This window comes from Aeromonas sp. FDAARGOS 1409 (assembly GCF_019048705.1).
GTDB classification, from domain to species: domain Bacteria; phylum Pseudomonadota; class Gammaproteobacteria; order Enterobacterales; family Aeromonadaceae; genus Aeromonas; species Aeromonas sanarellii.
Genome location: NZ_CP077395.1, coordinates 3967627 through 3979831, shown reverse-complemented (window position 1 = coordinate 3979831; position 12205 = coordinate 3967627). Strand labels below are relative to the sequence as shown.

Sequence of the window (12205 nt, the reverse complement as noted above, 5' to 3'; positions counted from 1 at the left end):
CTCTGGTGCCGCAACGCAGGAGTGGAGCCGGCCAGGGCCTGGTGTTACCTTGGCCGGGCGGCGTGACGCCGTCGTAGCCGTGGATTGAGGGGGAAGCATGGATCGATTGGGGATGATGGAGGTGTTCGTGCTGGCGGTGGAGACAGGCTCCTTCTCGGCGGTGGCCCGCCGGCTGGGGCTGGGGCAGCCCACTGTCTCCAGGCTGATCGCCCAGCTGGAGGAGCACCTCGGCAGCCGCCTGCTGCTGCGTTCGACCCGCGGCCTGATGCCCACCGAGGCGGGGGAGGCCTATTACCAGAAGTCCAGGGAGATCCTGCTCCAGGTCAACGAGGCCGAGGCCATGGTGCAGCAGTGCCGGGCCGGGCTGAGCGGACGCCTGCGGGTGAGCGCCCCCGTCACCTTCGCCCGCCTGCACATCATCCCCCGTCTTGCCGGCTTTCTGGCGGACCATCCCGGACTGGAGCTCGAGATCCTGCTGGATGACGGCAACATCGATCTCATCCCGGCCGGCATCGACGTCGCCTTGCGGCTGGGGGCACAGGCGGACTCAGCGCTGGTGGCCCGCCGCCTCTCCCGGTGCGGGATGCGGGTGCTGGCCACCCCGGCCTATCTGGCGACCAGGGGGGCGCCGGCCTCTCCCGGGGATCTGCAAGACCATGAGCTGGTGATCTACAGCCCGAAACCCGGGATGGGGCAGCAGTGGCGGTTTCATCGGGGGGAGGAGGAGGTGAAGGTGTCGGGGCGTGGCCGGCTGACGGTCTCGGTGGCCGAGGGCATGCGCGCCGCCGTGCTGGCAGGGCTGGGGCTTGGCATCGCATCGGAGTGGATGTTCGCCCCCGAGCTCGCCAGCGGGGAGGTGGTGGCGGTGCTGCCTGCGTGGCAACTGCCCACGCTGGATCTCTGGGCACTGCTGCCGGCTGGCCGCGAGCTCAGCGCCAAGGCCGGCGCCTTCCTGAGCTTCGTGGCAGGCCACTGTGGCCTGGGGCATGCACAGGCGGAATAGCTGTTATGGCGTGAGGTCGCCTACTGGCGACCCGCGTCCCTGGGTAGGCTGTGTGCATCCGGCCCGCCTCAGCGCGGGATCCATTCAGCCAAGAGGATGACAACGTGAGCACATCGCAACCCAGCCCCTCCCTGCTCTTCGCCATGGCCCTGTCGTGCGGCCTGGCGGTCGCCAACATCTATTACAACCAGCCCATGCTGGCGGTGATGGCCAACGACTTTCCCGGGCAGCCCGCCATCGCCCTGATCGCCATGCTGACCCAGCTCGGCTATGCCGCAGGCCTGCTGCTCCTGGTGCCGCTTGGCGATGTGGTCGAGCGCCGCTGGCTCATCGTGGGGCAGTTCGGGCTGATCGCCCTGGCCTCCCTGCTGGCCGCCACGGCCAGCGGGGCCATCAGCCTGATGCTGGCCTCTGTGCTGCTCGGCATCGGTGCCACGGCGGCCCAGCAGATAGTGCCGGTGGCGGCGACCCTGGCGGCTCCGGCCCGGCGTGGCGCCGTGGTCGGCAGCGTGATGAGCGGTTTGCTCGCCGGGATCCTGCTCAGCCGCACCCTCGCCGGGCTGGTCACCGCCTACGGCAGCTGGCGTGCCATGTTCTGGCTCGCCGTACCCCTGGCCTTGCTGGAGGCCCTGCTGATGGCCAGGACGATCCCGCTCGGGTTGCCGCGCACCACCCTGGGGTATGGCCGTCTGCTGCGCTCGCTCATGGGCCTGTGGCGGGAGGAGCCCGCCTTGCGCCGTGCCACCCTGATCCAGGCCCTGCTGTTTGCCTCCTTCAGCGCCTTCTGGACAGTGCTGGCCTTCTATCTCGCCGAACCGGGCTACGGGCTGGGGGCCGATGTCGCCGGCCTGTTCGGCGCCATCGGGGTGGCGGGGGTGGTGGCCGCCCCGCTGGCGGGCCGGCTGGCGGACAGCCTGGGGGCCAGGCCCGTGGTGCTGGGAGGGGCCGTGCTGGTGGCGCTGGCCTGGGTCTGTTTCGAGGCCTGGATCTCCCTGGCCGGGTTGGCGTGCGGAGTCATCCTGCTGGATCTCGGGGTACAGAGCGCACTGGTCGCCCATCAGCAGCGGATCTATGGCCTCAGGGCCGAGGCGAGGGGGCGGGTCAACACCCTCTTCATGACCGGCATGTTTCTGGGAGGCACCCTGGGGTCGACTCTGGCCATGCTGGCCTGGCAGCAGGGGCACTGGGTGGGGGTGGGCTCGGTGGGCATGGGGCTGGCGCTGGTGGCCTGTCTCTGTGCCCTGGCCGGGCGGCGTCCTCTGCAAGCTGCCGGCTGATGGCGGTGCCGGAGACAACAAAGGCGACCCCGGGGTCGCCTTTTTCAGCCTTGCATCCTGTGCTGGTGGTTAGAGCACCATGGCGGCAACCCAGCCGAAGATCACCAGCGGGATGTTGTAGTGGATGAAGGTGGGCACCACGCTGTCCCAGATGTGGTCGTGCTGGCCGTCGGCATTGAGGCCCGAGGTGGGGCCCAGGGTCGAGTCGGAGGCGGGGGAGCCCGCATCCCCGAGCGCACCGGCGGTTCCCACCAGGGCGATGGTTGCCATGGGCGAGAAGCCGAGGTGGATGCACAGGGGCACGTAGATGGTGGCGATGATGGGCACGGTGGAGAAGGAGGAGCCGATCCCCATGGTGATGAGCAGACCCACCAGCAGCATCAGGAAGGCGGCCAGTCCCTTGTGGCCCGCCATCATGCCGGAGACGGACTGCACCAGGCTCTCCACCCCGTGGGTTTCCTTCATCACGGCGGCGAAGCCGGCGGCGGAGATCATGATGAAGCCGATGAGGGACATCATGCGCACCCCCTGGGTGAAGGCATCCTGGCTCTCACGGAACTTGATGACGCCGCCGCAGGTGAAGATGACGAAGCCCGCCAGCGCCCCGAGGACGATGCTGTTGGTCATCAGCTGCAGCCCCAGCGCCACGGCGATGGCCAGCAGGGCCACCCAGATGTGGTTCAGGTTGAGCTCCACCGTCTCGGGCTCGGCGGCCAGGATCTTCTCCAGATCGTACTGGCGCGGTTTGCGGTAGCTGAAGAAGACGGCGATGAGCAGGCCGACGAACATGCCGAACACCGGGATGGCCATGGCCAGCGGCATCTGGCTGTATTCCACCGGCACGCCGTTGTCGACGAGGTTCTTGGCCAGGATGTTGTTGAGGAAGATGCCGCCAAAGCCCACCGGCAGCAGCATGTAGGTGGCGGTGAGGCCGAAGGTGATGACGCAGGCCACCTGGCGACGATCGATCTGCATCTGGGCCATGACGTGCAGAAGCGGCGGGATCAGGATGGGAATGAAGGCGATGTGCACCGGGATCAGGTTCTGGGAGGAGATGGAGACCGCGAGCAGGGAGGTGATCAGCAGGCTCTTGACCCAGAGAATGCGGGAGCTGCTGGCATCCTTGCCGAGCTGGCTGATGACCTTGCGGGCCAGCAGATCGGTGATGCCGGAGCGGGAGATGGCCACCGCGAAAGCCCCCAGCATGGCGTAGGAGAGGGCGATCTCGGCGCCGCCACCCAGGCCGCCGGTGAAGGTGCTGAGGGTCTTCTCGAGGGAGAGGCCGCCGAGCAGGCCACCCGCGATGGCGCCGATGGCGAGGGAGACCACCACATTGATCCGCAGCAGGCTGAGCACCAGCATCAGCGCCACCGCGATAACAACAGGATTCATTTGATTTCCTTATGGTTTGTATTGCTGTCTGTCGAGTGAAAGGCAGCTAGTTTGCGAAAAACCGGACAAATGTCGAGAAAAAAATCGGCGGATCCCGGCCATCGGCAGCATCTTGTGGCACAAGGTTGCTGGCAACCCGGTGCCTGGGCTTCGCCTCTCCTGGTCCAACCTGTTCACCCCCTATCGGACCGCTGTAACGCAGACAGGCTGCCGTCCGGCAGCCTGTCTGGGCAGGTCGGGACTCTCAGACCCCGGCGTCGTCGCTGCTGTCATCCGGGGTGGCCAGGGGCCAGCCCCCCAGACTCTTCCAGCGGTTGACGATATGACAGAACAGTTCGGTGGTGCGCTCGGTGTCGTAGAGGGCGGAGTGGGCCTCTTTGTTGTCAAAGGGGATGTTCGCACTCTGGCACGCCTTGGCCAGCACCGTCTGTCCCAGGGCCAGGCCCGAGAGCGCGGCGGTGTCAAAGGTGGCGAAGGGGTGGAACGGATTGCGCTTGAGGCCGGCCCGCTCGGCGGCGGCCATCACGAAGCCGTGATCGAAGGTGGCGTTGTGGGCGACGATGATGGCGCGACCGCAGTCGCTCTCCTTCATGCCCTTGCGCACCCCCTTGAAGATTTCGGTGAGCGCCTCCTTCTCATCCACGGCGCCGCGCAGGGGGTTGAAGGGATCGATGCCGGTGAACTCCAGCGCCGCCTTCTCCAGGTTGGCCCCCTCAAAGGGCTGGACATGAAAATGGAAGATCTGATCGGGCACTAGCCAGCCCTGTTCATCCATCTTGAGGGTGTGGGCGGCTATCTCCAGCAGGGCATCGGTCTTGGCATTGAATCCGGCGGTTTCAACATCGATGACGACGGGGTAAAAGCCACGAAAGCGGCCCTTGAGGGTGTGAACGGCGTCGGTCATGGTATCTCGGTCGGCATGAAAGGAGGCGGCATTATGGCAAAAAAGCGGGCCCTTGTCCCTTATCCGCCGTCATGGGGCCGGCATCTGGTTCTCTTTGAAGCGCTTGAGCTTATAATTGGCGACTTCAACCATGGAGGGAGAGGCGATGATGAAGCTGGGATTGGCGCACAAGATGCTGCTGGTAGTCTGTCTGCCACTGCTGGCCCTGCTGTTTTTTTCCGGTCGCTATGTCTATGAGCGCTACCGGGTCGAGCAGGAGATGAGCGAGGCCAGGGCCGCGCTGGAGGTGGTGAAGGAGGCGGCGCAGCTCGCCCACGAACTGCAAAAGGAGCGTGGCATGTCGGCCGGCTTCCTGGGGTCCGGCGGCAACAAGTTCCGCGATGCGCTGCCCGCCCAGCGCAAGGTGGTGGACACCCTGTTGCAGCGTTTTCGCCAGGAGCCGGCCCTGCTGGCCCTGACCGAGGTGCAGCAGGCTCTGGCGGGGCTCACCGCCATGCGTGAGCGGGTCAGTGATCTCGGGGTCGAGGTGGCGGAGCCGGTCGGCTTCTACACCCGCCTCGTGACGGAGCTGCTGGCGGTGGTGGACGGGATCAGCGTCGACAGCCGGGACGCCACCATAGCGCTGCAGACCAACGCCTACGCCGCCTTCCTGCAGAGCAAGGAGCGCATGGGGCTGGAGCGGGCGACGTTAAGCAACGTGTTCGGCCGAGACAGCTTCACACCGGCGCTGCTGCAGCAGTTTATCTCGCTGCTGGCGGCCCAGAATACCTATCTTGAGCGCTTCCAGGCAGTGGCGAGCCCCTCCCAGCGCCAGCTGCTGGCCGACAGCCTGGCCTCGCCCGTGGTAGCCAAGGTGGCCGCCATGGAGAAACTGGCGCTCGACAAGGCGGCCACCGGTGGTTTCGGGGTGGATGCGGAGGCCTGGTTTGCCCTGAGCACCGACAAGATAGGCCTGCTCAAGGAGATCGAGGATCGCCTCTATCTGCAGCTCTTCGAGCGGGTCGAGCAGATGCGGGCAGACAGCGCCCGCGCGCTCTGGTGGGGGGCGTTTGGCGTGCTGCTGTGCATCGTCCTGACCACCTTCGTCTGCTGGCGGGTGGTGCGGGATCTGCATCTGGGCTTCATGACCCTGCACCAGACCTTCAAGCGGCTGGTGCAGGAGAACGACCTGACCGTGCGGGTCGACTGGCGCTCGGGGGATGAGCTGGGGGCGCTGGCGCGGGATCTGAACCGCTTCCTCGCCCACCTGGAGAGCCTGCTGCTGGCGGTGCGCCACTCCTGCGACGTGCTGAGGCGCAGCGCCGCCGTCTCGGCAGGGGTCATCGCCGAGGTGAACGCCGGCGTGGTCAGGGGATTTGGCCAGGTGGACCTGGTGGCGACCGCCGCCACCGAGATGGCCTCGACGGTGGCCGAGATAGCCCGCAACGCCACCCAGACCTCCCAGGCGACTCAGCAGGCCATCGGCCGGGCCCGGCAGGGGGACAGGGAGGTGGATCATACCATCAACGCCATCCAGCAGGTGGCGGGCACCCTGGTCGACACCCGGCACCTGGTGGACAGCCTGCATCAGGACACCGAGGCGGTGGGAGAGGCCCTGAACCTCATCAAGCAGATCTCGGACAGGACCAACCTCTTGGCCCTCAATGCCGCCATCGAGGCGGCCCGCGCCGGGGAGTCCGGCCGTGGCTTTGCGGTGGTGGCCGAAGAGGTGAGGGCGCTCGCCTCCCGCACCCAGCAGGCCGCGGACGACATTGCGCAGATGTTGGGCCGTCTGCGCCAGGGGGCCAATCAGGCGGTGACCGCCATGCACATGGGCACAGAGCAGGCCGGTCTGAGCGTGACAGAGGCCAGGCGGGCGGGGAGCGAGCTGAATGTCATCGTCGACGAGGTGCGCAAGGTGAGCGACATGACAGCCCAGGTGGCCACCGCCACCGAGGAGCAGCGCTACGTGACCGACGATATCCAGCACAACGTGATGACCATCCGCGAGGTCTATGAGGCCCATCGCCAGCATTCGGAAACCCTGCAGCAGCACAGCGCCGAGCTGGACACCCTGGCCAGGGAGCTCGCGGAGCGTCTCGCCAGCTTCAAACTGATGGCGCGTTCTCCCACCGACTGAGCGTTTTGCCCTAAAGCTTGCCCCGCCACGGCCGATAGGTAATTCGAGATAGTGTGGAGGGCAAGCCGTTGAATGCTTGGATGTTGGGGTTGATCAGCATATCCGTGAGTATGCCATTGCAGGCGGGAGTGACCGAATTCGGCGCCGGCCTGGATCAGTCCGTCTGGCGCCTGACCTCGGACACACAGGTGGAGTGCCGGCTGGAGCATCCCATTCCCCGCTGGGGGACGGGGGCCTTCGTCAGCCGGGCAGGGCGCAAGATCAATCTGGACTTCGAGCTGAAGGGGCAGCGGCCCCAGGCGCGTACCCAGACGGTGAGCCTCGGGATCATGCCGCCCAGCTGGCGTCCCGGGGTCTCCGGCAGGCAGATAAGCCAGCTGCAGTTCTACCAGCAGTTCGACGGCCTGGTCGCGGGCCAGACCGCCTGGACCATGCTGGACGAGCTGGAAGGCGGGCGCATGCCGACCTTCCAGTATCGCGACTGGTACCGCCAGGACAGGCCGGTAAGGGTCTCTCTCTCGTCGGTCAACTTCAGGGTCAAATACCAGGCCTTCATGGACTGCCTGAGCGGTTTGCTGCCCTACAGCTTCAACGACATCGCCTTCAGCGTGCTCTCCTATGACAAAAACAGCGACCAGTTGTCGCCGGCGTCCAAGCGACGGCTGGCGATGATCGGCGAGTACGTGAAGGCGGACAAGAGCATAGACGTGGTGGTGATCGACGCCTACAGCGACAGCTATGGCGGTCGCTGGCCGAACCAGAAGCTGTCCGAGAAACGAGCCGATGCCATCAAGCAGGTGTTTGTGGATCTCGGCATCGAGGAGGGCAAGGTCTCGGTGGAGGGGCACGGCGAGAAGCAGCACGTGGCTTCCAACGAGACGGAGGCAGGCCGTGCCAAGAACCGGCGGGTGGTGATCAACATGGGCCGTAACGGCACCATCTGAGCGCGTCGCGTACCCGGGCTGGCGAATCATCCACTTCACGCAGCCATAAAAAAATGCCAGTCGGCCGGGCCGACTGGCATTTTTCTTGAGCGAAACGCGAGCTTACTTGGCCAGGGATTCCGGCAGCTCTTCGCGGATCTTGCCGAGCATCTCTTTCAACACACGGGGGTTGGCCACCACTATGTTGCCGGAGTTCTCGTAGTTGTGACCGCCGACGAAGTCGGTGACGATGGCGCCGGCTTCCTTGGCCAGCAGCTCACCGGCTGCGGTGTCCCAGGGCTTGAGGCCGATCTCCCAGAAGCCGTCGACGCGGCCGGCGGCCACATAGGCCAGATCCAGCGCGGCCGAGCCGGCGCGGCGGATGTCGGCACACTCGATGAACATGCTCTGGAACATCTTCAGATAAGACTCGATGTGGTGTTTCTGCTTGAACGGGAAGCCGGTCGCCAGGATGGTGCCGGACAGATCCTTGGCCTTGCCGACCCGGATGCGGTAGCCGTTCAGCTGGGCGCCGTTGCCACGGGTGGCCGTGAACAGCTCGTCACGGATGGGATCGTAGACGACGGCCTGCTCGGTCTTGCCCTTCACGCGCAGGGCGATGGAGACGGCAAAGTGCGGAATGCCCTTGACCAGGTTGGTCGTGCCATCCAGTGGGTCGATGATCCATTGGTAATCCGGATTGGTACCGGCGATCTCGCCGGACTCTTCAGCCACGATGCTGTGTTCCGGGTAAGATTTCTTGATGGTATGAATGATGGCCGCTTCGGCGTCACGGTCAACGTTGGTCACGAAGTCATTGCTGCCTTTCTGGATAACCTCGATGTTCTCGGGTTGAGAGAAGGCTTTTACTACTACTTGACCGGCGTTGCGCGCAGCGCGCACGGCGATATTCAGCATCGGATGCATAGGTTCACCACTGGATGTTAAAGAACGGGGGGATAAAAGGACGCGATATCTTACCAAGATATCCGGGAATAGCAACCGTTATGCCCGGGCGCGATCACGTTCGGAACTGACAGATCTGACGGCTCCAATAAAGGCTCATCTTCGTCTAGTCTTATCGCGACAGCCGGAGAACAGGCTGTGGTGAGCATAGGGATATGAGCCATGAATCTGTCATTAGTCAGTCAAAAACCGTCGGCAGCGACGACATTGAGTGTGCTGGCCGCCTTGCGCAGCGCCAGCGGATTTGGGGATTACTTCAGCGAGATCCGGGTGTCACAGCCGGGGCAGTGGCAACCATCGAAGGAGGAAGCAGCCATCTTGCTGCTGGAAGAAGATGGCGGTGCATGGCCGGCTCCCGCCTGGAGCACCAGCGGCGAGGCGCTGGGATTGCCGGTGCTGCCCCTCCTGGTGCATCGACAATATGACCATCCCCCCCGGGGGCCGGATGTCAGGGATCCCCACTTCTACTTCGTTTCCAATGGCATAGTGCTGGATGAGGCGGAGCTGGCGGATCCCGCCTGCAGCCTAGTGCTGCAGAGCAAGCTCGAGTCCTATTTCCCGCTGCTTTCCCGTCTCATCCTGCTGCGTCAGCGTCAGCCCATGGCGATGTGCAGCTAGTCGTTTCCCCCTCAATGTGGACTGTTCAAACGGCGCAATATTTGTCATAACAGACCGATATTGCGCCATGGCCCATGTTCGCCTGTGGGAGATGGCTCCGATCTGTCCCGCCACAGGGGGTGAGATGAAGGTCTATGAATTGAAGCGGGCCCCAAATGCTCGCCGGGTCAGGATGTTTCTGGCGGAGAAGGGCATAGAGATGGCCTATCATCAGGTCGATCTGGGGGCGGGGGAAAACCTGGCGCCCGCCTTCCTGGCCAAGAATCCGGCGGGACGCATTCCTGTGCTGGAACTCGATGACGGTACCTGTCTCAGTGAAAGCCTGGCCATCTGCCGCTATTTTGAAGAGCTCAACCCAGAACCCAACCTGTTTGGTCGCACGGCGCTCGAGCGCGCCACCATAGAGATGTGGAGCCGCTTCATCGAGTTCAACCTCTGGCTGCCGACCGGCATGGCGTTTCGCCACATCACCGGTTTTTACAAGGACAGGGAGACCGTTTTTCCCGAGTGGGGTGAAGAGTGCAAGCAACAGGCGCTGGCCTGGTTTGACAAGCTCGATGCCCGTCTTGCCGAGGTGTCCTATGTTGCCGGGGATCGCTTCACCATTGCCGACATCCTGGCCCTGTGCACTCTCGACTTTGGCAAGGTCGTCGGCCTTCGCATCACCCCCGAACAACCCAATTTGCAGGCCTGGCATGAGCGGGTGAGCACCCGTCCCAGCGCTCAGGCCTGATCCTTACCTCTGCACATCCAAGGAGTCCAAGATGATAGAGTTGTACACTGCTGCCACGCCCAACGGGTTCAAGGTGTCGATCGCCCTCGAGGAGCTGGGACTGCCCTACAAGGTCATTCCCCTTGATTTCTCGACCATGGAGCAGAAGAAGCCCGAGTTTCTGGCCATCAACCCCAATGGTCGCATCCCGGCCATCGTCGATCGGGACAACGGCGACTTCGCCGTGTTCGAATCCGGCGCCATCCTGATCTATCTGGCGGAAAAAACCGGCAAGCTGCTGCCGCAGGATCCCAAGCGCCGCTCCCAGGCCATCCAGTGGCTGATGTTCCAGATGGGGGGCGTCGGTCCCATGATGGGGCAGGCCAACGTCTTCTATCGCTATTTCCCCGAGAAGATCCCGGCCGCCATAGAGCGTTACCAGAAGGAGGGGCGACGCCTGTTCGAGGTGCTCGACGGTCATCTGGCACACCATGAGTATCTGGCCGACGAGTACAGCATCGCCGACATCGCCACCTGGCCCTGGGTGCGCATTCACGACTGGAGCGGCATCTCCATCGAGGGTCTGGTGCACTTGCAGGCCTGGATGGCGCGCATGGAGGCCAGGCCCGCCTGCCAGAAGGGCATCACCATACCGCCGCGCAATGAGAGCCCCGAGGATCAGGTCAAGCGGGCACAGCAGATGGTGACCCGCTGATGCAAGAAGATGGCCTGCGATGGGCCATCTCTTTTTCTGCCCTCCTGTTATCCCTCCTTCCTTGCATCTCTTTCCCCAGTGCCCGCCTTGCGCCGTCGCGATACCGATTACGACCCTGTGAACTACCGGCTAACGGGGACTCAGGCACGTCACATTAGAAAAACTTGTGGAAGCAGATTATAAAGATTCGTTCGTATTTTGTGACATGAATCACTAAGATTATCGCAAGCCAAAGAGCGTCCTGCTCCCGGCTGGTGCGGGTCCTCCGCCTTGTTTCAATCCTTCAACGACCCCTTGTCTGGATCCTCCTGCAGATCTCTGCCCGGAGGGCGGTGGCTTTTTGATTTTTTCGGACGACATATGTATCGGCACAGTTTCTACCCCCTGTTTTTCCTGACCATTCTGATGGTCGCCGTGGGTCAGATGACCCAGACCCTCTATGTGCCCTCCATTCCCATGATGGCGGGGGACTTTCATGTGGCCTCCGGTCAGTTGCAGGCGGTGATGGCCTGCTACCTCATCCCTTACGGTCTCTCCCAGTTCGTCTACGGTCCCCTGTCGGATCGCATCGGTCGTCGCCCCGTGCTGCTCATCGGCATGATGGTGTTCCTGGCCGGCACCCTGGTCATCCAGCTCATCCCGCACTTCGCGGCCCTGCTGGCGGGCAGCTTCATCCAGGGGCTGGGCACCGGCGCCGGGGGGGCCATGAGCCGGACCGTGATGCGGGATCGCTACAGCGGCGCCGAGCTCAACCGGGCCAACAGCCTGGTGAGCATGGGGGTCATCTTCTCCCCTCTGCTGGCGCCTGTGCTGGGCGGCTGGCTCACCGAGCTGTTCCACTGGCGTGCCGGCTACTGGTTCCTGTTCGGTTTCGGCACCCTGACCACGCTTGCGCTGCTGGCCTGGTTTGGCGAGACGCTGCCAGCATCCGCCCGCCAGCAGCCGCTGCGGGTCGGCGCGGCCTATCGCCACGTGCTCGGCAACCCGCGCTTCCAGGGCAACCTGCTCTGCCTGATGGCCACCTTCGCGGGGCTCGCGGTATTCGAGGCGGCGGCCGGCGTGCTGCTGGGGGACGTGCTGAAACTGAGTGCCCGCACCGTCAGCGTGCTGTTCGTGCTGCCGCTGCCGGGTTATCTGTTCGGCGCCTGGCTCTCCGCCCGCCTGAGCTACCGCCTGAGCCAGGGCAAGCTGATGCGCCTTGGCATCGCCTTCCTGGCGCTGGGCTCCCTCATCATCCTGGTGCCCGGATTGCTCGGGATGGTGAGCGCGGCCTCCCTGGTAGGCGGCGCCGCCGTCTACTTCATCGGCAGCGGCATCCTCTATCCGACCGCCACCTCCTGCGCCATCGAGCCCTTCCCGGGTCAGGCGGGCACCGCGGGTGCCATCCTCGGCGGCATGCAGAACCTGGGGGCCGGCGTGGTCACCCTGCTGGCGGCCAGCTTCCCCATGGAGGGGCAGGTCACCTTGGGGGCCATCATGACCCTGATGGTGCTGATCGTGGCCTTGAGCTTCCTCTGGCTGCGCCACCACGGCGCCCCCCGGGAACAGATGGCCGTCTGACACGGCCAAGAGCCCG

At 64.4% G+C, this 12205-nt stretch carries 11 protein-coding genes; 8 read left to right on the top strand and 3 right to left on the bottom strand.

Annotation, left to right across the window (positions count from 1 at the left end; all coding sequences use genetic code 11):
* Window positions 1-97: 97 nt before the first annotated feature.
* Window positions 98-1003, top strand: coding sequence for a LysR family transcriptional regulator (locus tag I6L39_RS18570; RefSeq protein ID WP_216990468.1), 906 nt, complete (start codon window positions 98-100; stop codon window positions 1001-1003).
* A 104-nt stretch (window positions 1004-1107) separates the two neighbouring features.
* Window positions 1108-2280, top strand: coding sequence for an MFS transporter (locus tag I6L39_RS18565; protein ID WP_254203687.1), 1173 nt, complete (start codon window positions 1108-1110; stop codon window positions 2278-2280).
* A 69-nt stretch (window positions 2281-2349) separates the two neighbouring features.
* Here the strand turns inward: I6L39_RS18565 and I6L39_RS18560 are convergent, their stop codons facing one another.
* On the bottom strand, window positions 2350-3672 hold the full coding sequence (locus I6L39_RS18560; protein WP_042076192.1) for a Na+/H+ antiporter family protein: 1323 nt from the start codon (window positions 3670-3672) through the stop codon (window positions 2350-2352).
* A 244-nt stretch (window positions 3673-3916) separates the two neighbouring features.
* A complete protein-coding gene (gene rnt / locus I6L39_RS18555; RefSeq protein ID WP_042076194.1) occupies window positions 3917-4576 on the bottom strand; it encodes a ribonuclease T in 660 nt (219 codons plus the stop codon).
* Window positions 4577-4721: 145 nt separating this feature from the next.
* On the opposite strand from rnt, the gene I6L39_RS18550 reads away from it, so the two are divergent.
* Together I6L39_RS18550 and I6L39_RS18545 are read left to right on the top strand one after the other, a co-directional pair.
* The gene (locus I6L39_RS18550; RefSeq protein WP_216991841.1) at window positions 4722-6695 is read left to right on the top strand and encodes a methyl-accepting chemotaxis protein; all 1974 of its coding nucleotides are present in this window, start codon (window positions 4722-4724) and stop codon (window positions 6693-6695) included.
* Window positions 6696-6763: 68 nt separating this feature from the next.
* Window positions 6764-7639 (top strand): OmpA family protein, encoded by an 876-nt coding sequence (locus I6L39_RS18545; protein ID WP_209428953.1) that lies wholly within the window; start codon window positions 6764-6766, stop codon window positions 7637-7639.
* Between the two features lie 102 nt (window positions 7640-7741).
* Here I6L39_RS18545 and suhB read toward each other — a convergent pair whose 3' ends face one another.
* Window positions 7742-8545: an inositol-1-monophosphatase gene (gene suhB / locus I6L39_RS18540; RefSeq protein WP_042076198.1), complete on the bottom strand. Its 804-nt coding sequence runs from the start codon at window positions 8543-8545 to the stop codon at window positions 7742-7744.
* A gap of 201 nt (window positions 8546-8746) precedes the next feature.
* Here suhB and I6L39_RS18535 point away from each other — a divergent pair, with 201 nt between their 5' ends.
* The 4 genes from I6L39_RS18535 to emrD all read left to right on the top strand — a co-directional run bounded on the left by I6L39_RS18535 (window position 8747) and on the right by emrD (window position 12189).
* A complete protein-coding gene (locus I6L39_RS18535) occupies window positions 8747-9202 on the top strand; it encodes a hypothetical protein (protein WP_216990466.1) in 456 nt (151 codons plus the stop codon).
* A 124-nt stretch (window positions 9203-9326) separates the two neighbouring features.
* Window positions 9327-9935 carry a glutathione S-transferase family protein gene (locus I6L39_RS18530; protein ID WP_209792725.1) on the top strand — a complete coding sequence of 203 codons (609 nt, stop codon included), beginning with the start codon at window positions 9327-9329 and terminating at the stop codon, window positions 9933-9935.
* Between the two features lie 31 nt (window positions 9936-9966).
* Window positions 9967-10629: a glutathione S-transferase family protein gene (locus tag I6L39_RS18525; RefSeq protein WP_010675092.1), complete on the top strand. Its 663-nt coding sequence runs from the start codon at window positions 9967-9969 to the stop codon at window positions 10627-10629.
* A 360-nt stretch (window positions 10630-10989) separates the two neighbouring features.
* Entirely contained in the window at window positions 10990-12189 is a 1200-nt protein-coding gene (emrD, locus tag I6L39_RS18520; RefSeq protein WP_216990465.1) for a multidrug efflux MFS transporter EmrD, read from the top strand.
* Window positions 12190-12205: the final 16 nt, after the last annotated feature.